The sequence below is a fragment of the Microcoleus sp. B9-D4 genome, from assembly GCF_036705105.1.
GTDB lineage: Bacteria > Cyanobacteriota > Cyanobacteriia > Cyanobacteriales > Microcoleaceae > Microcoleus.
Genome location: NZ_JAUBTS010000013.1, coordinates 71,487 through 94,130 on the forward strand (window position 1 = coordinate 71,487; position 22,644 = coordinate 94,130).

A 22,644-nucleotide genomic window follows, 5' to 3' on the forward strand; every position below is an offset into this window, starting at 1 on the left:
CTTAAATAAGGGAGTATGTATGTCTGAACTTTTTCAGGCTGTGATTGCCAGCGACGAAAAAGCCGACTTGCGTCAGTTTGCCAGCGATTTACGCGCTTTGGGAAACAACTATTTACTGCGAAACGACATAGTTAACGCTTTTGCCGCCTACTGCACCAAATACGAAAAGCCCGAACAGTTCCATCAATCTTCTCTTTTAAGCAAACTGATTTTCTACGTTCAGGAAATTATTCTCGAAGATGGCAGCCTTTGCGTCCTGCTGCGGCCAAAAATTGCTAGTATGGAAATTGTGCGAGTTGCAGACGACTTGACGGTTGAGCAGATGACAGTGCAAGAATTGCTCGATGTGCGCGATCGCTTCGTCAACCAATTTCACCCCCAAGAAGGCGACATTCTTGAACTAGATTTTGGCCCTTTTTACGATTATTCCCCCACAATTCGCGACCCCAAAAACATCGGCAAAGGAGTGCAATTCCTCAACCGATACCTGTCCAGCCAACTGTTTCAAGACCCCAGACAGTGGCAGGAAACTCTATTTAATTTCTTGCGCCTTCACCGCTGCAACGGCGTACAATTATTAATTAACGAGCGCATAAAATCCCAAGAACAACTTTCCGAACAAATCAAAAAAGCCCTCACCTTTGTCAGCGAACTTTCTGAACAAGAACCCTACGAAAAATTTCGATTAGTTCTGCAAATGATGGGTTTAGAGGCAGGTTGGGGAAATACCGCAGCCCGCGTGCATGAAACCCTAGGACTTCTTGACGAATTAATTGATGCCCCCGATCCGCAAACCCTAGAAGCATTTATTTCTCGCATCCCGATGATTTTCAAAATCGTCCTAGTTTCTCCTCACGGCTGGTTCGGCCAAGAAGGAGTTTTGGGGCGACCAGATACGGGAGGTCAGGTAGTTTATGTCCTCGATCAAGCCAAGAGTTTAGAGAAACAACTGCAAGAAGACATTCATCTTGCCGGTCTCGATAGTTTAGGAGTCAAACCTAAAGTAATTATTCTCACCCGGTTAATTCCTAACAGCGACGGCACGCGCTGCAACGAACGTTTGGAAAAAGTTCACGGCACAGAAAATGCTTGGATTTTGCGGGTTCCCTTCCGGGAGTTCAATCCCAAACTGACTCAAAATTGGATTTCTAGATTTGAGATTTGGCCTTATTTGGAAACTTACGCGATCGATGCAGAAAAAGAATTGCTGGCTGAGTTTCAGGGCAAACCAGATTTAATTGTCGGCAACTATTCCGACGGCAACTTGGTAGCGTTTTTGCTGTCTCGCAAACTCAAAACTACTCAGTGCAATATTGCCCATGCGCTGGAAAAATCTAAATATTTGTTAAGCAATCTATACTGGCAAGAATCCGAAGAAAAGTACCATTTTTCGCTGCAATTTACGGCCGATATAATTGCCATGAATGCAGCTAATTGTATTGTCAGCAGCACTTATCAAGAGATTGTGGGCCAACCCGATAGTGTCGGTCAGTACGAATCTTACCATTGTTTTACGATGCCGGATTTGTACCACGTTGTGAACGGGATTGAACTGTTCAGCCCTAAATTCAACGTAGTACCGCCGGGAGTCAACGAAAGTGTGTACTTTCCCTACACGCGGATAGAAGACCGGGTGCAAGCCGATCGCGATCGGCCGGGCGAACTGCTGTTTACTCTAGAAGACCCCGAACAAGTCTTTGGCAAACTCGACGACCCGCAAAAGCGCCCTTTATTTTCGATGGCCCGGCTCGATCGCATTAAAAACCTGACAGGCTTAGCAGAATTGTTTGGAAAAAGCAAGGAACTGCAAGAGAAATGCAACTTAATTCTAGTAGCTGGCAAGCTGCGGGTAGAAGAAACCGAAGACTACGAAGAAGCAGAAGAAATTAAAAAACTCTACGCAATTATCGACCAATACAACCTTCACGGTAAAATTCGCTGGCTGGGAGTGAGGCTTTCCAAAAGCCTGTCGGGCGAAATCTACCGGGTAATCGCCGACGCCCAAGGTATATTTGTTCAGCCAGCATTATTTGAAGCTTTCGGCTTGACAATTCTCGAAGCAATGATTACCGGCATTCCCACTTTCGGGACGCAGTTTGGCGGCCCGCTGGAAATCATTCAAGATGGGGTAAATGGGTTTTATATCAACCCGACAAACCACCCGGAAACCGCCCAAAAAATTCTAGATTTTTTATCGAAATGCGAACACAATCCCAACTATTGGTATGAAATTTCAACGCGAGGAATTGACCGAGTTTACAGCACGTATACCTGGAAAATTCACACTACCAAGCTGCTGACACTGGCGCGGACTTACGGTTTCTGGAACTACTCGTCGAAGGAAAACCGCGAAGATATGCTCCGCTACATAGAATCGCTGTTTTATCTCATTTACAAGCCAAGAGCGAAGGCTTTATTGGCAGAACACGCGAACCGATAACTGCCGAGTTTTGCTTTTTATATCAAATCCGTTGGTATCGGAATTATTCATCTCTCTCTTCCCTTTCTCTCTATCCTCGGCGTCCAGAGGGGTTTAATAATTCCGATATAACTTAAATTTTGCACCATTCTTAAGAACAGGCAAGATGCCTGTTCCACAAAGAGTAAATTTTCTTGTGGAATAGGCATCTTGCCTGTTCCTAAACGACCCATTCCACAGGAGATGAATTTTCTTGTGGAACAGGCATCTTGCCTGTTCCTAAACAAGTAATTGAGAATGGTGCAACATCTCAGATACAACCGAAATTGATATTACGGGAGGATTGAAGGAAAAAACTTCGCCTTTGATAGATCAACTTTGTACAAAATCCGCCTGTAAAGATTTGTGAATAATAGCCGATTTTGTACCATAAGACTGAGGCTAAAAAACATGGTTTATACGAAAATATGAGCTTTGGTAACGAAACATCTCGGAATCAACTGGCTTTATTAGGAATAGTGCGAACCGGCCCCTACTTCTAACACGTAACTTCTGATTGCTGGTGTCCCCATTGCCGAAATTCTAGAGACCGGGGCAGATATAGCAACCGCGCCAGACGCTTAGAACTTTCTTAATGGCCCAAACCAATGCGGTCTATTACCCCTTCCCTAGGACTTTTTGTTACCCGATCGCGAAGTCGAAAGGCATTCTTCCTTCTTGCTTTTGCTATATGTCTCATAAAGCAGTCCGGGTAATACAATTAGATTTAGAAACTAGAAAACAGGGAAACCTTGTCAAACCTTACCAACAGGATGAAATTTATGCGTGTGACTACTGTTACGATTTTCAGCTTGATCGCTCTGCTCGCTCCCGGCTTAACCCGAAAGGCAATTGCTGCTTTTGACTCCGAACCCTTGGTGCAGGAACAGTACCGCAGAGACTTTACGGCTCCCGCCGATCCGGGTGCGTCAGCATCGCCTGACGGAAAGTCCCAAGCAGATATGTTTAACAAGCCTTTTTACGCGGGCGAGCAGCCGCCAGTGAAAAAGGAAAAAACTATCTCGGCGGGTGCTGACGGGCCAGAAGTTGCAGCCATACAGCAGCGCTTGCAGGTTCACAGTTTCAAGGTGGGGACGATCGACGGTACCTATGGCTCTCGCACTACATCGGCGGTTCGTGCTTTTCAGCAGTCTAAGGGTTTGAACGCAGATGGCATTGTGGATAAAGAAACTTGGACAGCTTTAGCAGCAGATCCAGCGTCGGCTCCTGAAACTGTGCAGAGCAATGCTCCAATTCTGAGCAATGCTGCTGTTCCCGGCAATCCTCCAACTCTTCTAAATAAAGGCGCCGTCGGTTCCAAGGTGAAGACGCTACAGGTGCGTTTGGAAATACAGGGTTACGATCCGGGCCCGATCGACGGCATTTTTGGCGGTCGCACTGCTACGGCTGTCAAGAACTTTCAGGAGAATAAGGGTTTGACCGCTAGCGGCATGGTGGACGAAACAACCTGGAAAGCGCTCGGCCAAAAGTAAGTGACAAGTGAAAAAAACGGAAAATTGCTGTGGCGATAACTCACGATTGAACCCGGTGTCCCCAAATGACCGGGTTTCTCGATGTTGACCGATCGAGCAATTTGGTCATAAGCCTGCGGATTTATCAGTGGGTCGCTTTATTTTATCTAAAATCTAAAATCTAAAATCTAAAATCGATGTTGGGCGATCGAGCTATAGCGGTTCGATCGCGTTGTGAGGTATGGGGGCGAGTCCTATGCCTATGCCCACGGAGGCCACGGAGGCCACGGAGGCCACGGAGGCCTATGATCACCTCCTGTTACTGAGAAAGGCTATATTTGGTCATCAGCCTGCGGATTTATCAGTGTGTCGCTTCCTTCAATCTAAAATCTAAAATCTAAAATCTATTGACCGATCGCTCTGTGGTGTGCTATAGTATTTAAGTGTCAAAATGCGGATATGGCGGAATTGGCAGACGCGCCAGATTTAGGTTCTGGTTCCGAGAGGAGTGAAGGTTCAAGTCCTTTTATCCGCACTACTGTTAACGCTTTGTAAATCAATAGTTTCAGGTTGGTTAGGCCATTAAAACTTACGCTTTCCGCTCATCCTTCGCTAATTTAGCCGCTAGCTTAGTGTGTAGCTTAGTTTCTAGCAATTTGTCTAGCACTGGTTCGATGTCCGAAATTTCGGACACTTGTGTTTGATGTTGAATTGGTGGCGCTGATATTGCCTGGTTGGCAGCTTGCTCTAAAGGGTAGTCATAAATATGTAGTGATTAGATATTCATTGGCTCAAAACATAGTTGTAATGATGAATAAAATACCAAATAGCACCAATATGGTTTTCTAACTTTTTAGAAAATGAAAGAGTTTTTCTTACTAGACGAGAAACACGTTGGCGCAAAGTATTATTCAATCTTTCAATGTGATTAGTTTTTCCACTGTCTTTCCCAACTGGCTGATGGCGTAGCGAAGGAAAAATACAAGCATAAGCCTGCCAAAAATCTGTATAGCAAACAGCACATTGTCGATATACAGGAGGTAGAGAATTCCATAATTGTTTTGCTCCTTCTTCGCTACGATCGCCAATATAAACACCAATAATTTCTCTGGTTTCTCTATCCATTGCTAACCACACCCATTGGGATCATCCCGCTTTTTAACTAAGCATACCTACCCATTTTAATCTCATTATTTAAATATGCACATCTGAGTCTTAAAAATTGAGGCACATTTTTTTCGTTCCACTGTGCACCTACAATCTTAATTCTTGCTCCAATCTGTTTAATTAAAGACTCTACAGCCCCCGAACCAATATCAATCGTTTCCTCCGTCTATACGAACATGCTTCTACTTTCTCAGTAGTTTCAGGCGGCAGCAATTTGCAGGGATCTAATAGCCGATGTTGTGTACTGTGGGGTACATAAATTCCTGTCAACATTTTGAGGTCTCTCTCCGCATTGGCAAAAGACTCATTTCCCACTAATAATAAACAACATTTCTCCAGATTCGGACTCAGGCGACTTCCCTTCTTCACTCCCTGCCTTTGGGCTTGTTTGCTCGATAGAGTTATTTCTCCTACACAACTTTTTATGGTTCTTTTTCTTCCCGAACCTTTTCCCCCCGCCGAGTGAAAAAAAACAGCTAATTTCTGGTGCTACTGTCTTAATTAAATGTTCCCTCACACTCAGTTCTACGGATTCAAAGCTTTGTAGATTGTCTACTGGGGTATTCTTATAAAGGATCTCTGCTATTTCTTGGAGATTTATTTTGAGCTTCTGTTGTTCTTCTGGGGTCATGCTAACTTGGATTATGGTAATTTATCTGCTTTCTATTATGCCATCAGCTTAGCCAGACAATTGTCTGAATATTTATACTGATTACCAAAGTGGGATGCTCCCAGGCAGATGCAAGTGTCGCAGTTGTATGGTTATGGTGCGTCAGATATCGATCCTTTCGATTTTAACAGGTTTGGACGATCTGACGCACCCTACACATCTACGCATCTACAAACTTTTTTATCACCTTAAAGTTTTAATCATCAAAAATATCCAACTGTTCGCCCTCAGACTCTTTTTTGCCATCTTTTTTAACACCCTTCCGCAGCCCAATCGCAATTTTGCTATGTTTCTCAATCTGCCTCATCACCTGTCTCGCCCGGTCAATCACCGACGGCGGTAAACCAGCTAATCTGCCCGCTTCAATTCCGTAAGATTTGTCAGCACCTCCAGGCTGAACTTGGTGCAAAAATACGATTTGATCCGGCAATTCTTTCACTGTCACCTGATAATTTGCGACATTATCCAAAATAGAAGCTAACTCATTTAACTCGTGATAGTGAGTCGCAAAAATTGTCCGCGCCCGAATCTCAGTTGCTAAATATTCTGCCACAGACCAAGCAATCGAAAGTCCGTCAAACGTCGCCGTTCCCCTGCCAATTTCATCTAACAACACCAATGATTGCGGCGTCGCGTGATTGAGAATATTTGCAGTTTCGTTCATTTCCACCATAAACGTAGATTGACCGGTTGCCAAATCATCTACTGCGCCGACGCGGGTAAAAATGCGATCGCAAATTCCCAAACTCGCAGCTTTCGCCGGCACAAAACTGCCCATCTGCGCCATCAACTGAATCAAACCAACCTGCCGCAAATAACAACTTTTGCCGCTAGCATTTGGGCCTGTTAAAATAATTAAATCTGGGCGGTTTAGCGATTCTTCCCGACCCAAAAAAGCAGAATTAGGTACAAAAAATCCCGGCGGCAAAGACTTTTCCACCACCGGATGACAACCTTCAATAATTTTAATTTCCCGACTTTCTGTCATAGTCGGGCGGCAGTAATTTTGGTAAACTGCTACTTCTGCCAAACCGCACAAAACATCCGCCGCGGCCACGGCGCGGGAAACGTTGCGAATAATTTCGGCGTGTTCTCCTACCTCCGATCGCACTTTAGCAAAAATATCGTATTCCAATTGATTTAAATCTTCCCGCGCTGTCAGAATTCGCACTTCCCTTTCTTTTAATTCTTCAGTGCTATAACGTTCTTCATTGGTGAGAGTTTGCTTGCGGGTGTAGTCCTTCGGCACTTGGTCTACTTTCGATTTGGTAATGCTGATGTAATAGCCGAAAGCTTTATTGTAGCCTACTTTTAAATTAGAAATTCCCGTGCGTTTTCTCTCAGTTGCTTCTAAATTGGCAATCCATTCTTGGTCGGCTGATGCAGTGTGGCGCATTTCATCTAGCATGGCATTGATTCCAGCTCGAATCAAACCTCCTTCTTTTAAATGAATCGGCGGTTCATCAACTAAATGAGCGTGAATTTTACTTGCTAATTCTTCTAAAATTGGCGGTACATTTTGCAGCGCTTTCAAATAGGGCGATCGCCCTTGGGCTGCGATCGAGGCTAATTCCGGCAGTTTCGAGAGAGAATCAGCTAAAGCGACCAAATCCCGCGCGCTAGCTGTTCCCGAACCGGCGCGGCCTGTCAGTCTTTCGATGTCGTAAATTTGGCGCAGCAACTGCTGAAAATCTTGGCGCAGACCGTTATTTTCTACTAATTCTTGGATCGTGTCGTGTCTGGCGCCAATGCCTTTAATGTTGAGCAAAGGTTGCAGAACCCAGCGGCGCAAAGCGCGGCCTCCCATTGCGGTGCTGGTTTTATCTATCGCCCACAGCAGCGAACCGTGAAAAACCCCATCTCTCACTGTTTGAGTAATTTCGAGATTGCGGCGGGTTTGGTAGTCGAGTATGAGAAAATCGGTGAGAGTGTAAGTATGCAATCTTTGCAAAGAAACTGCTTTTTCCTTTTGAGTTTCTTCGATATATTGCAGCAAACCCCCGGCGGCGCGCACTGCGAGGGGCAAATGGCCGCATCCCATACCTTCAAGCGATCGCACTTTGAACTTTTGCAGGATTCTCTGTTTGGCTTCGGGCAAAGTAAACGGAATTTGCGATCGCAAAGAATAGCAAAACGAATTCGGCAAACAATCGGGCAAATGCTCGGATTTCTCTCCGGGCCTCAACATAGTCACCAAATCCGGCGCATTAGTCGGTACCAAGACTTCCGAAGGCTGCAAACGCAGCAATTCTAGGGTTAATTGTTCTAAACTGTCTGCTTGGGTAGTGACGAATTCTCCCGTAGAAATATCAGTATAAGCCAATCCCCAATGTTCCCCAGCGATGACGATTGCTGCTAAAAAATTATTTTGTCTGGGTTTGAGCATTCCGTCATCAGTCAAGGTTCCGGGAGTGAGAATGCGGGTAATTTCTCGCTTGACTTGGCGGCCTTCTTTAGCAGCAATAGAGGCATCTTCCACTTGGTCGCAAACTACCACAGCATAGCCTTTTTCTACTAACATTGAGGTGTAGCGGTCGAGGGCGTGGTGCGGCACTCCTGTCATCGGCACTCTGCCGATTTCCTTGCCGCTTTCTTTGCTAGTACAAACAAGTTCTAATTCCTGCGAAATAGTAACTGCATCTTGGAAAAAACACTCAAAAAAATCTCCTACTCGAAACAATAAAAGTGCGTGGGGATACTGTTCTTTCACTTCCACATACCGCTGCATCATCGGCGTCAGCTTGGTGAATTCTAGTAGGCGGTGGTCGGCATTGCGGATGTTGGGTTGATGGGGGTCTGTTGGGGTAGATGCAGTGTAAGGCATAAAAGGCGATCGATAAATTTTAATCTTTAACAACTTTAGCGCAAGCTCGGCTTTTAGCTATAACTAATATACAATATTTGACGATTAATCCTCCTTAAGCAGGGTGCGTGATTGTCAATATTGGTGAAGAGTGTTGAGCTATACAAAAGTCACGCACCCTACTTAATAATCGATAAACCCGCTTTTAGTTGAGAATTTTTATGTCGCTACTTATCTAATGTGAGTCCAAGCAGCCGCTACAGTGAGACTTATGGCGGATATTTTATCTATTGTGAGAGGATAGGGATCGGCGAGTCACAAAAGCAAACTCATCCATCTCCTTATTAACTGTTATAGCAGATGTTGAAAGCCTTTCAAGTTCGCTCACGGTAAAAAGAAAGAAGAAGCAATCTTCCGCAATGATTTCAGCAATTAGGAACGTCTTAACCGTCGAGCGTGCTTGCTATAAAGGTTGGGCGTTAACACAATAAGGTCAAAGTTTCCGCATTTTAGGGGCATAAACTTTACATTTTTGTTATTTAAAACAGCCGAAAGATAGATTTTTAAATTATACCTCGGATAGAGAGATAAAACATTTTATATGCTTAGAATTAAAAACATCGAAGCGAGTAATTTATCGGCTTAGTAAAGGTAAGATTTAGAATCAAAAATCTGCTAGCTAGTAGTTAAATAGAGGAAAAAAAATAATGAAAGCTCTTTGCTGGCACGGAGCAAATGATGTGCGAGTTGATAATGTACCAGACCCAACAATTATCAATCCGCGCGATGCCATAGTTAAAATCACGTCTACAGCAATCTGCGGCTCAGATTTGCACCTCTATAACGGCTACATCCCCACCATGCAATCGGGCGACATCATGGGCCACGAATTCATGGGGGAAGTAGTCGAACTCGGCAGCGAAGTCAAGAACTTAAAAAAGGGCGATCGCGTCGTGATTCCTTTTACTATTTCTTGCGGCAGTTGCTTCTTTTGCAACCGGGATTTGTGGTCGCTGTGCGACAACTCCAACCCCAATGCTGGGCTGGCTGAAAAAATCTACGGTCATTCGCCGGCAGGACTGTTTGGCTACTCGCATTTAACGGGCGGCTATGCAGGAGGTCAAGCAGAATACGCGCGGGTTCCGTTTGCAGATGTCGGTCCTTTAAAAATTCCCGACGGACTTTCGGACGAACAAGTATTGTTCCTCACGGATATCTTTCCGACCGGTTACATGGCGGCCGAAAACTGCAACATTCAGCCGGGGGATACGGTAGCAGTTTGGGGATGCGGGCCGGTCGGACAATTTGCAATCAGAAGCGCGTTTATGCTGGGGGCCGATCGAGTAATTGCGATCGACCGCATACCGGAACGCTTGCAAATGGCGGCCGCGGCGAAAGCTGAAATTATCAATTACGAAGAAATGGACGCCGGGGAAGCCGTCACCGAAATGACGGGGGGACGCGGGCCTGACGCCTGCATCGACGCGGTGGGGATGGAAGCCCACGGCACCGGCCTCGACGCTTTGTACGACAAAGCTAAGCAAGCCGTGCGGTTGGAGAGCGATCGACCCACTGCCCTGCGACAAGTAATCGTAGCTTGCCGCAAAGGCGGCACAGTCTCAATTCCCGGCGTTTACGGCGGCTTTGTTGACAAAGTGCCGTTAGGTGCAGCTTTCAACAAAGGCTTGACCCTGAAAATGGGACAGACGCACGTTCACCGCTATTTGCGGCCTTTGCTCGATCGCGTTCAAAAAGGCGAAATTGACCCGTCATTCGTAATTACGCACCGAATGAAATTGGATGAAGCGCCCCACGCCTACGAGATTTTCCTCAACAAAAAAGACAACTGCATCAAAGTTGTCCTCAAACCCTAATTCGCATTCAATTGACAAGGAGAAACTATGCTTTTACAAGAAAAAGAATCAGGCGACTTGATAGAAATCCTGGATGTAGAGGCTTTAATCAGCCCTACAAAAAATGAAGTGCCGGGAAAAAATCAAGCAGGTCAAGAAGAGCAAGAGAAAGCAACTTTTCCAAAAAGTAATTTAGTCTTTCCTTCCGGTGAAGATCTGCCCCGCTGTTGGACTGAGGAAAATTATCAAACTCATTGATATCAAGGGAAGCCCCAAACCTAATGCCCAGAGCCCCGACTTCTTAAAGAAGTCGGGGCTCTAACAGTTTGAGGTAAAAAGGGAGATTAATTGTTAACGATCCACTCGACTTGATGCGCTTCTGTGATGTCTGGAATATCTAGTCGCGCCGCTAATTTGCGAATAACTGCTTCCGGTACTGTTGCTGTGCGCGATCGATTCCGCTGCAATATTTCTTCTAGAGGTACTTCCAGATAAACAATGCGAATTCGCGCTTGATAAGCAGCAAAAAAATTAATTAATTGCTGGCGCATTTGTTTGGTTGTATTTGTAGCATTCCACACAAAAGAACGCCCCTCATTCATGTATTCGCGTGCTTTTTTTTTCGCGGCTGTGACCACATTTCCAGGGGTTTCGTCGGGAGGGACATTCATCTCTTTTCGCAGTGCATCCAGCGAGATTACTGGCAAATCGGGGAGATTTTTCTGAATCCAATAATCTTTACCGCTTCCTGGCAAGCCAGACATCAAAATTACTTCGCATTTAGTGTCGTCAAATGCTTCGTAATCCGGGTGGCCGTTCTCTTTGCGGAAGTAGATAAATCGGCTGTGTGCCGAGGGGAATTGTCGGGGAGAATCCAAACAATTATTTTCTTGACAAAACTCCCGAAATAGTTCTATTTTATCGAGCAATTCTTGTTTGTCGGCGCAGTGGCGGCCGCGCACGTCTGCTTCGGCTAAAAGTGCGAGGAAATCGCAGCGGACAACTTGACTAACTTTAATTACAGACTGCTGCGGGTTGGGTTTGTCGATTAACCAGATGGGTAAACTGCCGAATTGGACGATCGCCACAACTGTTTCGCGAATCTCAAACTGCACGGGCGGCTGGAATTGAGATAAAATTTGTCTGACCATTCTCGCACCTTGGCGGGCGTGACCTTTTGAGCTAATTCTGCCGTCGGCTTCGATTTTTGTAAAGGCTGGTTTGGCGACATCGTGCAGCAAAGCGGCGGCAAAAAGTATCGATCGTTCTTTTTCGGGAAGTTGCCGCCAATTCGGGGAAGATATTAATGCTTCGCAGACCATTCTGGTATGAATTAAAACGTCTCCTTCGGCGTGATAAATCGGGTCTTGCTGACAGCTTTTTAATTTTTGAATCCAATCGAAATGATTTTGAATGCTGTCCCAATCCAGAAACCAATCGGGGGGTTCGGGACAAAAGGGAAAAGTCCAAGTAGGGGATTGTGATAATAGATAAGTCATGGTTTCACCTGTTTGTTAATATGGTAAGGTGTGAAATTAGCACCTTGATTTTTTAGTTAGTTCGAGAGGGACAAAAATTTAGTAGGAGCGCTTTTAACCGCAGATTTTTCTAATAGCTAGAGGTCTTACATAAGTCCTGTGAAATTAAATAAATCTGCACCGGGACGCAGAATATTGGGTACAATTGGGCGATTTAGCCAATGTCCTTCGGCATTTTTAATAGCAGTCAAAAAACTGGCACGCACGTATTTGTAACGCGCCTTTACTATGCCATTTTCTTCGACTTTAAGGTACAGACCCTCCATAATCTCGCTCTTGTCAGTCTCTTTCAAACATCGTTCTTCATCTAATCCCAATTCCCCGCAGTACAAACGCAACCGCTCCAAATGTCCCGGTTGAATAAAATTAGATTTTTCCATAAACTGCATCATTTGCTGGGGCGATTTCAGCAATCCAGAAAACAGCACGGGAACTGACACTAACGGCAGTCCTGTTAACAACTTTTGGCGGGATTCTGTACTCAAAAATTGACTGGTTTCTAAGTCCAGCACGTCGTATTCCATAAAATAGTGCGGCAAAAAATCATAAAAAACAGTGTGTTTGGCATAAAGCCATTCGCCGTAAAGAATGTAGCGATTTCCCAGCACTTCTCCCAGGGTTCCGCTGAGACTGAAAGCCCACTGTTTGAATAAGTTAAAGTGTTTTTCCCTCGGCCCGCCGGTGAGATAGTGACCGCGACTTTGCAGCAGCATTTGTCCGTCTGGTGCGAAGCTGATGCCTGTATTAGCGCCGTCTACCTTTTCTTCTAGAATTAGAGGGCGATCGATCAAAGCGCTAAATGGCACGCTGTCGAGGTCTTCATCGCCTGGTTGGAAACGCGAACCTTCGATGTGATAAGTTCTAGGATATTTAACAATTTTGAGCATCAGCCAATCCCTTTTAGATTTTAGAATTGAGAGGCGACCCCATCCATTTTTGATTTTAATTTTAGATTTTAGACTTTAGAGGCTGCCCAATCCATTTAACCATTATAATGGAATGATCACAAAGGAGCGTCTAAGTTGAAAAGTCAAAGTTTCCAGAGCATATCATCAGCATTCGCTGGGATTCTATTAGTAGGCGCGCTACTCCTGGGATTAAACTCTTTTGTCGTCATCAATCCCGGTGAAGCAGGGGTAGTCAGTGTTTTAGGAAAAGCCACAGATGGAGCATTGTTAGAGGGGTTTCACCTCAGACCCCCGCTAATATCCAAGGTAGATGTGTACGATGTAACAGTGCAAAAGTTTGAAGTTCCCGCCCAGAGTGCTACTAAAGACCTTCAGGATTTAAATGCTAGTTTTGCGATCAACTTTCGCCTCGATCCTGCGAGAATAGTTGATGTCCGAAGGACTCAAGGAACTTTGGAGAATATAGTCTCAAAAATTATTGCTCCTCAGACGCAAGAAGCCTTTAAAACAGCGGCTGCACTGAGAACCGCCGAACAATCTATTACTCAAAGAAGTGAACTGAAGCGAGACTTTGATACGGCGCTGAAAGAGAGGCTATCAAAGTATGATGTAATCGTACTCGATACGAGCGTTGTTAACATTCGATTCTCGGCAGATTTTGCGAAAGCGGTTGAGGAGAAACAGGTCGCTGAACAGCGGGCGCAAAGGGCTGTTTATGTTGCTCAGGAAGCAGAACAACAGGCTCAAGCTGACATTAACCGCGCTCAAGGTAGGGCGGAAGCTCAAAGACTTTTGGCTGAAACTTTGAAGGCCCAAGGCGGCGATTTAGTGCTGCAAAAAGAGGCGATCGAAGCTTGGAGAAGCGGCGGCGCTCAGATGCCAAAAGTGTTGGTGATGGGCAGCGGTTCGAGTCGGGTTCCTTTCATTTTTAATATGAACGATATTCAGGAAGAACCCGATCGCCCGCAAGTGACCAACAATTAAAATATGGCTGAGGGTTACAAACTCGGTGCCTCCGAAAATATTGGCTTTGCTAACCAGAAATCTCGCAATAAACCGAGTTTCCTCAGAAAGCGCACATAACTCCTATGAGAGTTGCGGGAATATGCTACACTTCTGAAAGCCACAATATAACGACAGTTTGAAACCTGTGGTTATAAAAGCGAAGTCCGCAATTAAAACGCAGGCAACACACTCATTTTAGGAAGCCAGGAGAAATCATGACCCGCGCTATTATGGAAACCGACAAAGGCACAATCAATTTGGAATTGTTCGATGCGGATGCGCCTAACACAGTGAAGAATTTTGTTGACTTGGCGGAAAAAGGTTTTTACGATGGATTGGCTTTTCACCGAGTCATTCCTAACTTTATGATTCAAGGTGGCTGTCCAAAAGGCAATGGAACGGGCGGCCCCGGCTACAAAATCAAGTGCGAAATTAACTCCAACAAACATTTAGCAGGAACTTTATCGATGGCTCACGCAGGCCGCGATACGGGTGGTAGCCAATTCTTTATTTGCCATTCTCCCCAGTCTCATCTAGATGGAGTTCACACAACTTTTGGCAAAACTGAGGATATGTCTGTCGTCAATGCTATCCGCCAAGGTGACAAGATTATTTCGCTCAAAATTGAGCATTAATTTCCAGTAATTAGTTGTGTTTGCAATAAGGGCTAAAATCCTTATTGCAAACAAAATTTGTGAAAGTTCAGAGTTTTAAAATCTACAATTTATGAGTGTAATAAATGATTCTGCTGTGGCGGCTGAGTTAACTGAACTATATTTAAAATACGAAAAAGCTCTTTGTACGAATGATATTGAAACTCTCGATAATTTGTTCTGGGATGCGCCGGAAGTCGTGCGGTTTGGGGTGACGGAGAACCTGTACGGGAGTGATGAGGTGAGGGCTTTTCGCAAAGGGCGATCGCCTGTAAATGTCGATCGAGAAATGTTCAACCTCAAAGTCGTGACATTCGATGCAGACACGGCGGCTGTGACGCTGGAATTTCGCCGTGTAATGGATGGAGTGGTGCGCCTGGGGCGGCAGAGTCAGATGTGGCGGAAGTTTCCTCAAGGGTGGAAGATTGTTTCCGCTCACGTTTCTTTGTTGCCGAGCGAGGGATGAGCGGTGACATACCTCAGATCAAGGTGAAATAATTTCCCCAGTCGGTATTTGAATTTGATTATTGCTGAGCAATTTAATTCGGCAGATATTCTTTTTTTCCTTTACTATTAGTGCCTCTCTCTGCCTTCTCACCTATCTTCTGCTTTCTTGGTTATCCACTTTTGCAGTAGCTTCCTGATTACCGCTATTTTCCCTGCTCCGAATCCCCTAATACAGTTCATATTTGAGCAAAGTACACGGAATCGATCCATTAAAAACCGGAATTCGCCGCGATGTCCTGAGTCCCACCTTTTTACCCAACTCCTTATTCCCAGTCAAAATAAACGCATTCCAACCTTTAAAACGATTCTTGAAAATATCCCCCAACATCTTGTACAAATCTCCCAATTCGCTAGCATCTCCCAGGCGCTCTCCGTAGGGAGGATTGCAAATCAAAACGCCTCTGTCTGCGGGTGCTTCCAACTGAGATAACTCGGTTTGAGCAAACTGAATCTTACCGGAAATACCAGCTTGCTGCGCGTTCGTGCGAGCTTGAGTTAACATATCGGAATCGCGATCGCACCCGGCAATCACCTCTTTAAGTTCCGGTAACTCACTATTTTCAGCTTCGGCCCACAATTCATCCCACAAAGGTTCGTCAAAATCCCGCCAAGTCATAAATCCAAACTTTTCTCTAAACAATCCCGGTGCAATATTCAATCCCTTTAAAGTCGCTTCCAAAGGCAAAGTCCCAGAACCGCACATCGGGTCTAAAAACGGCAAATCAGGCGTCCATTCTGCCATCTCCAACAAAGCCGCAGCTAGGGTTTCTTTGAGGGGAGCAAGCCCCATCGCCGGTCGATATCCCCGGCGGTGCAAACTGCCGCCAGAACTGTCTAAGCTTAAAATAGCTCTATCTTGATGAATGTGAAGGTTAATTAGCAAATCGGGATGCTCTACATCAACATTAGAACGCTTGTTAAATTGAAGGCGCTGTTGGTCGGCGATCGCATTTTTGACCTGCAAAGCTGTAAAGTGAGTGTGGTTCAACTTTTCGTTGCCGCCGGTGCAGTTTACTGCTAAAGTATTGTCGGGATATAAGTATTCGTCCCAAGGGATTTTCTGCACTTCGCGGTAGAGCATATCCGAGTTGTAACACCGGAATTCGGCGATCGGCATTAGCACTCGAAAAATTGTTCTCGACCAAAGATTGACGCGGTATAATAAAGCCCGATCGCCCGCAAAGTAAACCCCTGTAAAATCTGGCTTAACATCCTGGGCCCCTAAACGTTCTAATTCTTGGGCGGCAATAGTTTCTAAACCGCGCGCAACTGTAGCAAAATATTGATTCATTGATAATTGGTAATTGGGAATTGGGAATTGGGAATTGGGAATTGTTACTAACAACAGACACCAGACTGATGACTATAATAGCTGGTTTTAATCCTAACTATCAAAATAAATACTCTACCTTTACGATAAATCACTCGCATTAATCTGGGTGGGGGCGGGTTTGAGAGATTGTTCTTTGTTGGCTGTGATTGTTTGTGAAACCCGCCCCTACAGATTGTTAGAAATGTGTGAGTCACAAACTGTCAGTAATACTCGTGAAATTAAAAGCTTTCACGCGCACTCCGGGCACGACACTACCGCCGTAACGCTTCACCGCACTAACTGCATCCACATCGCGCAACATATCAGGTAAAACTTGATTGAAACGCAGGTTTTTGATCGGGTAAGCAATTTTGCCATCCTCAATCCAAAAAGTACCGTCGCGAGTCATTCCCGTTACTTCCAATGTTTTCGGATTAACGTAACGCACGTACCAAGCTCGACTGACGAAAATTCCTCGCTCGGTTTGAGCAATTAAATCTGCTAAACTTTGGTCGGAACCTCTCATCACCATCGGGTAATAAGCACCTTTTGCCTCTTTGCGTTTTTGTGCGGCCCAGTAGCGGGAATAAGACAAACTTTGAGGGATGCCATTTTTGATGATTTCCAAATAGTTATTGCTTAATCCGTCGTCGAAAAAAGTATTCGATCGCAACAAAGGATGAGCCGGATCGCGCTGCACTTGCACTAACGGGCTAAAAAGTTGTTCCCCCGCGCGGTTTCCCGCTGGTTTTCCCTCTGCATCGGCGATCGACATAAACGATCGCCCCTCATCCGCCGCCCTCGCATCCAAGCTCCAAATCACCCACGGTAGCAAGCCCGCAAAAGCAGCACCGTCAAGGATTACCGGATAAACGCCGGGAGTGATGGGGCGCGGGTTGCGGGATGCGATCGCCCGATCGAGCACTTGTTCTGCTAATTGGGCGATCGGCAATTCGTTGATACTCCAAGCAGTGCTCTTCGCCCAACTAGAACCGTCTTCAACGCGAGCAGTAAAGCTGAAATCCGCATCTGTAGACTGGTTGCAGGCACGGAGTCCGGTTGACGAGGCGATCGCGTACAGCGACGCCTCAGTGCTCAAAGTGCCGGAACCATGAGCGCCCCCCTGGGAGGCTCTCGCGCACGCTTGCTGCACCATTTCGGCCCGCGCTAGAGGCGATACAGTTGCCGTTGCTGTGTCGAAGGCGGGCGATCGCAAATCGTAGGTTTGAGGCGGCAGCAGCGGCATCCATTCGGGGTCTGCCGGCGCAATTCGGGCCAATTCTTCCGATCGCTTGACTGCGGAGGCGATCGCATCTTCATCAAATTCTGTAACAGCAGCAGAGGCACTTTTGTTACCGAAATAGCTAGTAATGCTCAGGCTAAACACAGTTTTGCTGATATTTTGGCTGATTTGATTTTCCGAGAATCTCGAAAGAGATTCCTCGCCAGTAGAGATACTGACAAATACTTCCTCTGCTTTGGATAGTTTGACTGCTTTTTCTACTACAGATAAGGCTTGGTCTTCACTTAAAGTTGCGGGCGATGTTGTTACAATCATGATTGGTAATTAGGCATTGCGAATTGGGTATTGCGAATTGGGCACTGCAAATTGGACATTGGGAATTGGGCATTGTTAGCAATTAACTAATAACTAAGAACCGATGACCCATGCCCCATGCCCTATTACCCAATTTGAATATCCCTCACTCGCACGGGCACACAAGCGTGAGTCATTTGAGCCACCTGCATCGGCTCGCCCTTTCCGCATATATGAGTACCGCACTGAACCAGCTCCGAAGCCGGCCCGATCGCATCTATTTGATTCCAGAAATCAGTAGTCATCGCCTGATAAGTTACATCCTTCAACATACCGACCACTTTACCTTTTTCAACCTTCCAAAAAGCATCGCCGCCGAATTGAAAATTGCGCCGCTGCTGGTCGATCGAATAACTACCCATACCGTCGATTAAAATCCCGTCTTCCGTATCCGCAATCATCTCTGCCAAAGTAGCAGTATGGCTGCCGCCATCCGGGCCCGGCTCCAATCCCAAATTGGGAATTCTCACCATCGGCACGCTCGACCAACTGTCAGCGCAAGCAGAACCGTTGCTGCTACCGCGTCCGAGGCGATAAGCCGTCTCTCTGTCAGTGAGATAATCAACTAAAATTCCATCCTTGACAACGTACCACTCTTGTGATTTTACGCCCTCATCATCGTAACCCATTGTACCGCGGCCCCCTGGCTGAGTGCGATCGCACTTAAAATTCACCCAAGGCGCAGCATATTGCAGTTTATTTAACTTATCAGTAGTAGCAAAGCTCGTGCCAGCAAAATTAGATTCGTAGCCGTAAACCCGGTCTAATTCAGTTGGATGCCCGACTGATTCGTGAATTGTCAAAAACAAATTTGTCGGTTTAAGAATCAGGGATTTGCAAATACCAGCCTGGATTTTGGGAGCGCGCACTTTCTCAATAGCTTCGGCGGCAACTCTTTCGACTTGACTCAACAAATCATCGGGATTAATATGTTCGTAACCGATATTCAGCGGCGGGCGTTCGTAACTGCGACTTTGGGCATCGCCGCCCGCAATTGCCGTACAGCCAAAACCCGGATAGCTGCGGTAGATAGTTTGTTCGATTAGCGAGCCTTCTGTAGAAGCAAAAACCTTGTCTTCGCGGCTGGAATGCAAAAAAGAAGAAGCTTTTTTGATGCCTTGTGCGCCGTGTGCTAGCAGCCGCTCGTTGATAGTTAGCAGCAGTTCAGCTTTCTCAGCAACGGGTACAGAAAAAGGGTCAATGGCGATGGGAGTAATGTAGGTATCAACATATTTTTCGACAGGCACTAACCGCACCGGTTCCTTCTGAGTTAAGCGGCTGCCTTTAGCGATTTCTACAGCCAAAGCGACTATTCTTGCAACCTCTGCCGGCGTTTTGCTGTGACTGGCAGCAAACCCCCAAGCACCGTCTAGAAGCACTCGCACGCCAAAACCGGAACTTACATTATCTGACAGTTGACTTAAAGATCGATCGCGCGCGTAAAGATTCTGCCTTCGGTAACTGCAAAAACGTACATCACCGTACTCGCAACCTGTTTTCCGAATCAAATCTACAGCCAAATTTGCTAACTCGTTAGCAGAGATTTTTGCAGTTAATTGCACCATAGTTATTCGTCATTCGTCGTTAGTTATCAATTATTATAGCGCTTTTTAATTATTTGAACCATTTTCAATAAGCCTTCTCTGGGCGGGCCGGATGCCCACCCCACAATAAATTCACTCTTTGTGGAACAGGCCGGAAAGCCTGTTCTTAAAAATAGTACAAAGAGTGAGTTTAATCGCGGGCCGGATACCACCCCACAATAAATTCACTCTTTGTGGAACAGGCCGGAAAGCCTGTTCTTGATCATTGGGCAACATCTCCTTTTAATCTCACTCCATCTCCTGCAAAACCCCTGTCAAAATCTCCACAATGCGATCGATATGTTCCTTCTCAATAATCAGCGGTGGCGACAAAGCAATAATATCACCCGTAGTCCGAATTAGCAACCCTTTTTCATAGCACTGCAAGAAACAATCAAACGCCCGTTTACCAGGCTTTCCAGCAATAGATTCTAACTCAATACCTGCCACCAGTCCCAGATTGCGGACATCTATTACGTGCCGCACCCCCTTCAAAGAATGCACCGCATCTTCCCAGTAACCAGCCATCTTATCGGCTCGTTCAAACAGCTTTTCTTCCTCATAAATATCCAGCGTAGCCAAAGCAGCCGCACAAGCCAGAGGATGACCAGAATAAGTATAACCGTGAAAAAGCTCGATCGCATTTTCAGGAGCATTCATAAAAGCATCATAAATGCCTTGTTTCACAAACACCGCCCCCATCGGCACCGTACCGTTAGTTATCCCTTTCGCCGCCGTCACAATATCGGGAACCACCCCAAAATATTCCGTAGCAAAACTGGAACCTAAACGCCCGAATCCGGTAATTACCTCATCAAAAATCAGCAGAATTCCGTACTTGTCGCAAATCGCCCGCAGCCTCTCCAAATAACCTTTCGGGGGAATCAAAACACCTGTAGAACCAGCCACAGGTTCGACAATTACCGCTGCAATATTCGACGCATCGTGCAAAGCGACAATCCGCTCCAATTCATCCGCCAAATGCGCTCCCCATTCCGGTTGTTTGCGGCTAAAAGCATTGTGTTCGAGACTGTGAGTGTGAGGCAAATGATCGACTCCCGTCAGCAAACTGCCAAAAAACTTGCGGTTTGTACCGATACCGCCGACAGAAATTCCCCCAAAACCAACGCCGTGATAGCCGCGTTCCCTACCGATTAATCGTTGGCGAGTTCCTTCACCTTTCACCCGGTGATAAGCAATCGCAATTTTTAAAGCAGTTTCTACAGATTCCGAACCCGAATTAGTAAAGAAAACGCGATCGAAATTGCCCGGAATCATCTTTACCAAACGTTCCGCCAATTCAAAAGCCCCCGGATGTCCCATCTGAAAAGCCGGGGAGTAATCCAAACGCAAAACCTGCTGTTTAACTGCTTCGGCAATTGTCTCGCGGGCGTGTCCTGCATTCACGCACCACAGCCCCGCAGTACCATCCAAAATTGAGCGGTTATCATCGCTTGTAAAGTGCATATCTTTGGCAGAAACCAACATTCGCGGATTCGCTTTAAACTGTCGGTTGGCGGTGAACGGCATCCAGTAAGCGTCCATATTTGTCATCGTTTTTTTATCTTTTTATATTGATGATTCTGCCTTCAAACTATAACTTGCTACCCATTGGAGAGTGCCGGACACTTATTATAATTTTACAAACATCTCTTTTAAACGAACCGCGAAGACGCAAAGAGCGCGAAGGAAGAGAAGAAAGAGCTTTTTCTTATTTCCAAGTAGAGTTTTTGCTTGAAGACATCTACCTATCTTCTTTTTTCTCTTCCTTCGCTCCTTCGCGGTTCATTAAATAGATATTCTTTAATTAACGATCGCCCCCACAGACTCAGGCTGCAACAAACCGGTTAGCATTTTCACAGGCCGCTCCCCGTAGGGCCACGCGAAAGCATGGCGGAAAGCAGCTTCTTGACACGCTTGCAATTGCCGAAAATCAATGATATCCAAAGTTAACAAATTCTCGTACTCGAAAGGTAATCGCACGTTGTGCAATCCCGCGTTGTCGGTGCAAATGGCAATATCGACACCAGCTTCAAAACATCGATCGAACACAACCTTCAATTCGCGCATATCCTGCAACGTACCCGTTTTGAGATAGGTAGTCGGGCAAACTTCCAAGCATTGACCCCTGCGCGCGACTTCTGGCAGCAGTTCGGGATATTTTAAGGGAATTTGAATCCCGTGGCCGATCCGCATCAGATAGGGCAGAAGTTCGGGATAACAGCCAGAGGTAGTTTCGTAGAGGTGGCCGGTAGTTTTGATGCCGATCGACCTCGCGTACTGGTACAATCCGACAAACTCCTCCAAACGATCGCCAATACAATCATCGCCACCAGCTATATCGATCGCACAAACATATTCTCCCATCCCGGCCGCCAAATCTACGATCGCCCGATTCACTTCATAGGGTAAACGCGAGTGCATACACAAAATTTGGCTAGTAACAATCGGACAATCGCTAATTTGACTTGCCTTGCCCACAACCTGTACAATTTCTGCCATCAAATCAATGCGTTCTGACTGATTCAAATGTTCTGGAGTCCGCAAATAAGGGGTATAGCGCAACTCCAAATAAGCCAGATTTTCAAACACGTAAGCGCCCCGCATCAACCGATAGATGAAATAAGGCAACGTCTCAACAGTTTGAACGCTTTCTACCAGCGTGTGCAGTTCCAAATACTCATTGAGAGTATTGCGCGGACGAGTGTAAAACTCCTCAAACTCCGAGTATTCTTGAAATCGATTAACCATCTCAGCATTGTGGCGATCGAAATACCGCCACAGCACCCTAGGAACGACAGAACCACCCAGATGGCGGTGCAACTCAGCGTGTAAAGTCATGCGATTTTAGATTTTAGATTTTAGATTTTAGATTGAAAGAATTGAAGGATTGAAGAATTGAAGGATTGAAGAATTGAAGGATTGAAGAATTTGTAATTTAGTCCTATACGCATCAGTGGTGAGAAACCGGGTTTTCCCAAATACTAGCCAACAACCTCCAGCCGGTAAACTCTTCCACATTTAAGCTGCACATGGGATTCCCCTAAAAACTCGTCCAATCCTCACCCATTCTTCCCCTCTCCTACTCTCCCTTCCCAAGTCCCCCGATAGGGCTGGA

The 22,644-nt window shown here is 45.8% G+C and carries 17 protein-coding genes, 1 tRNA gene and 2 pseudogenes; 8 read left to right on the forward strand and 12 right to left on the reverse strand.

Annotation, left to right across the window (positions count from 1 at the left end; all coding sequences use genetic code 11):
* The first annotated feature begins 19 nt into the window (after positions 1–19).
* Complete coding sequence (locus QUB24_RS10850) at positions 20–2,440, forward strand: sucrose synthase (protein WP_333153184.1); 2,421 nt, start codon at positions 20–22, stop codon at positions 2,438–2,440.
* A 47-nt stretch (positions 2,441–2,487) separates the two neighbouring features.
* Here QUB24_RS10850 and QUB24_RS10855 read toward each other — a convergent pair whose 3' ends face one another.
* Positions 2,488–2,628: a hypothetical protein gene (locus QUB24_RS10855; RefSeq protein ID WP_333153185.1), complete on the reverse strand. Its 141-nt coding sequence runs from the start codon at positions 2,626–2,628 to the stop codon at positions 2,488–2,490.
* A 612-nt stretch (positions 2,629–3,240) separates the two neighbouring features.
* Between QUB24_RS10855 and QUB24_RS10860 the strand changes: the two genes are divergently transcribed.
* Positions 3,241–3,951 carry a peptidoglycan-binding protein gene (locus tag QUB24_RS10860; RefSeq protein WP_333153186.1) on the forward strand — a complete coding sequence of 237 codons (711 nt, stop codon included), beginning with the start codon at positions 3,241–3,243 and terminating at the stop codon, positions 3,949–3,951.
* Between the two features lie 432 nt (positions 3,952–4,383).
* A tRNA-Leu gene (locus QUB24_RS10865) sits at positions 4,384–4,465 on the forward strand.
* Positions 4,466–4,713: 248 nt separating this feature from the next.
* Here QUB24_RS10865 and QUB24_RS10870 read toward each other — a convergent pair.
* The 4 genes and pseudogenes from QUB24_RS10870 to mutS all read right to left on the reverse strand — a co-directional run.
* A pseudogene (locus QUB24_RS10870) lies at positions 4,714–5,073 on the reverse strand (IS1 family transposase); the annotation flags it as partial.
* Positions 5,074–5,092: 19 nt separating this feature from the next.
* Positions 5,093–5,260: pseudogene (locus QUB24_RS33595) on the reverse strand (ISKra4 family transposase); the annotation flags it as partial.
* Between the two features lie 141 nt (positions 5,261–5,401).
* On the reverse strand, positions 5,402–5,728 hold the full coding sequence (locus tag QUB24_RS33600) for a hypothetical protein (protein ID WP_445300399.1): 327 nt from the start codon (positions 5,726–5,728) through the stop codon (positions 5,402–5,404).
* 235 nt (positions 5,729–5,963) lie between these two features.
* Positions 5,964–8,591, reverse strand: a complete 2,628-nt coding sequence (mutS, locus tag QUB24_RS10880; RefSeq protein ID WP_333153187.1) for a DNA mismatch repair protein MutS — start codon at positions 8,589–8,591, stop codon at positions 5,964–5,966.
* Between the two features lie 686 nt (positions 8,592–9,277).
* Between mutS and QUB24_RS10885 the strand changes: the two genes are divergently transcribed.
* Together QUB24_RS10885 and QUB24_RS10890 are read left to right on the forward strand one after the other, a co-directional pair.
* A complete protein-coding gene (locus QUB24_RS10885) occupies positions 9,278–10,444 on the forward strand; it encodes a zinc-dependent alcohol dehydrogenase (protein ID WP_333153188.1) in 1,167 nt (388 codons plus the stop codon).
* A gap of 27 nt (positions 10,445–10,471) precedes the next feature.
* Positions 10,472–10,681, forward strand: a complete 210-nt coding sequence (locus QUB24_RS10890) for an acetyltransferase (protein ID WP_333153189.1) — start codon at positions 10,472–10,474, stop codon at positions 10,679–10,681.
* An 86-nt stretch (positions 10,682–10,767) separates the two neighbouring features.
* Here the strand turns inward: QUB24_RS10890 and QUB24_RS10895 are convergent, their stop codons facing one another.
* Complete coding sequence (locus tag QUB24_RS10895; protein ID WP_333153190.1) at positions 10,768–11,922, reverse strand: AAA family ATPase; 1,155 nt, start codon at positions 11,920–11,922, stop codon at positions 10,768–10,770.
* Positions 11,923–12,047: 125 nt separating this feature from the next.
* Positions 12,048–12,848, reverse strand: coding sequence for an RNA ligase family protein (locus tag QUB24_RS10900; protein ID WP_333153192.1), 801 nt, complete (start codon positions 12,846–12,848; stop codon positions 12,048–12,050).
* Between the two features lie 135 nt (positions 12,849–12,983).
* Here QUB24_RS10900 and QUB24_RS10905 point away from each other — a divergent pair, with 135 nt between their 5' ends.
* From QUB24_RS10905 to hpxZ, 3 genes are all read left to right on the forward strand, one after another.
* Positions 12,984–13,853 (forward strand): prohibitin family protein, encoded by an 870-nt coding sequence (locus tag QUB24_RS10905; RefSeq protein WP_333153193.1) that lies wholly within the window; start codon positions 12,984–12,986, stop codon positions 13,851–13,853.
* Positions 13,854–14,089: 236 nt separating this feature from the next.
* Complete coding sequence (locus QUB24_RS10910) at positions 14,090–14,509, forward strand: peptidylprolyl isomerase (protein WP_333024554.1); 420 nt, start codon at positions 14,090–14,092, stop codon at positions 14,507–14,509.
* Between the two features lie 91 nt (positions 14,510–14,600).
* Positions 14,601–14,993, forward strand: a complete 393-nt coding sequence (gene hpxZ / locus QUB24_RS10915; protein ID WP_333153194.1) for an oxalurate catabolism protein HpxZ — start codon at positions 14,601–14,603, stop codon at positions 14,991–14,993.
* A gap of 207 nt (positions 14,994–15,200) precedes the next feature.
* Here hpxZ and QUB24_RS10920 read toward each other — a convergent pair whose 3' ends face one another.
* The 5 genes from QUB24_RS10920 to QUB24_RS10940 all read right to left on the reverse strand — a co-directional run bounded on the left by QUB24_RS10920 (position 15,201) and on the right by QUB24_RS10940 (position 22,367).
* The gene (locus tag QUB24_RS10920; RefSeq protein ID WP_333153195.1) at positions 15,201–16,325 is read right to left on the reverse strand and encodes a THUMP domain-containing protein; all 1,125 of its coding nucleotides are present in this window, start codon (positions 16,323–16,325) and stop codon (positions 15,201–15,203) included.
* A 232-nt stretch (positions 16,326–16,557) separates the two neighbouring features.
* Positions 16,558–17,904, reverse strand: coding sequence for a TldD/PmbA family protein (locus QUB24_RS10925; protein ID WP_333153196.1), 1,347 nt, complete (start codon positions 17,902–17,904; stop codon positions 16,558–16,560).
* A gap of 125 nt (positions 17,905–18,029) precedes the next feature.
* Positions 18,030–19,508: a TldD/PmbA family protein gene (locus QUB24_RS10930; protein WP_333153197.1), complete on the reverse strand. Its 1,479-nt coding sequence runs from the start codon at positions 19,506–19,508 to the stop codon at positions 18,030–18,032.
* Between the two features lie 267 nt (positions 19,509–19,775).
* Complete coding sequence (locus QUB24_RS10935) at positions 19,776–21,080, reverse strand: aspartate aminotransferase family protein (protein WP_333153198.1); 1,305 nt, start codon at positions 21,078–21,080, stop codon at positions 19,776–19,778.
* Positions 21,081–21,329: 249 nt separating this feature from the next.
* On the reverse strand, positions 21,330–22,367 hold the full coding sequence (locus QUB24_RS10940) for an adenosine deaminase (protein ID WP_333153199.1): 1,038 nt from the start codon (positions 22,365–22,367) through the stop codon (positions 21,330–21,332).
* Positions 22,368–22,644 lie beyond the last annotated feature (277 nt).

Coding starts and splice junctions, on each gene's coding strand:
- QUB24_RS10860 (WP_333153186.1), top strand. CDS start 3,241: ATGCGTGTGACTACTGTTACGATTTTCAGCTTGATCGCTCTGCTCGCT.
- QUB24_RS33600 (WP_445300399.1), bottom strand. CDS start 5,728: ATGACCCCAGAAGAACAACAGAAGCTCAAAATAAATCTCCAAGAAATA.
- QUB24_RS10910 (WP_333024554.1), top strand. CDS start 14,090: ATGACCCGCGCTATTATGGAAACCGACAAAGGCACAATCAATTTGGAA.
- QUB24_RS10900 (WP_333153192.1), bottom strand. CDS start 12,848: ATGCTCAAAATTGTTAAATATCCTAGAACTTATCACATCGAAGGTTCG.
- QUB24_RS10855 (WP_333153185.1), bottom strand. CDS start 2,628: ATGCCTATTCCACAAGAAAATTTACTCTTTGTGGAACAGGCATCTTGC.
- QUB24_RS10935 (WP_333153198.1), bottom strand. CDS start 21,080: ATGACAAATATGGACGCTTACTGGATGCCGTTCACCGCCAACCGACAG.
- QUB24_RS10930 (WP_333153197.1), bottom strand. CDS start 19,508: ATGGTGCAATTAACTGCAAAAATCTCTGCTAACGAGTTAGCAAATTTG.
- QUB24_RS10925 (WP_333153196.1), bottom strand. CDS start 17,904: ATGATTGTAACAACATCGCCCGCAACTTTAAGTGAAGACCAAGCCTTA.
- QUB24_RS10895 (WP_333153190.1), bottom strand. CDS start 11,922: ATGACTTATCTATTATCACAATCCCCTACTTGGACTTTTCCCTTTTGT.
- mutS (WP_333153187.1), bottom strand. CDS start 8,591: ATGCCTTACACTGCATCTACCCCAACAGACCCCCATCAACCCAACATC.
- QUB24_RS10850 (WP_333153184.1), top strand. CDS start 20: ATGTCTGAACTTTTTCAGGCTGTGATTGCCAGCGACGAAAAAGCCGAC.
- hpxZ (WP_333153194.1), top strand. CDS start 14,601: ATGAGTGTAATAAATGATTCTGCTGTGGCGGCTGAGTTAACTGAACTA.
- QUB24_RS10920 (WP_333153195.1), bottom strand. CDS start 16,325: ATGAATCAATATTTTGCTACAGTTGCGCGCGGTTTAGAAACTATTGCC.
- QUB24_RS10940 (WP_333153199.1), bottom strand. CDS start 22,367: ATGACTTTACACGCTGAGTTGCACCGCCATCTGGGTGGTTCTGTCGTT.
- QUB24_RS10885 (WP_333153188.1), top strand. CDS start 9,278: ATGAAAGCTCTTTGCTGGCACGGAGCAAATGATGTGCGAGTTGATAAT.
- QUB24_RS10890 (WP_333153189.1), top strand. CDS start 10,472: ATGCTTTTACAAGAAAAAGAATCAGGCGACTTGATAGAAATCCTGGAT.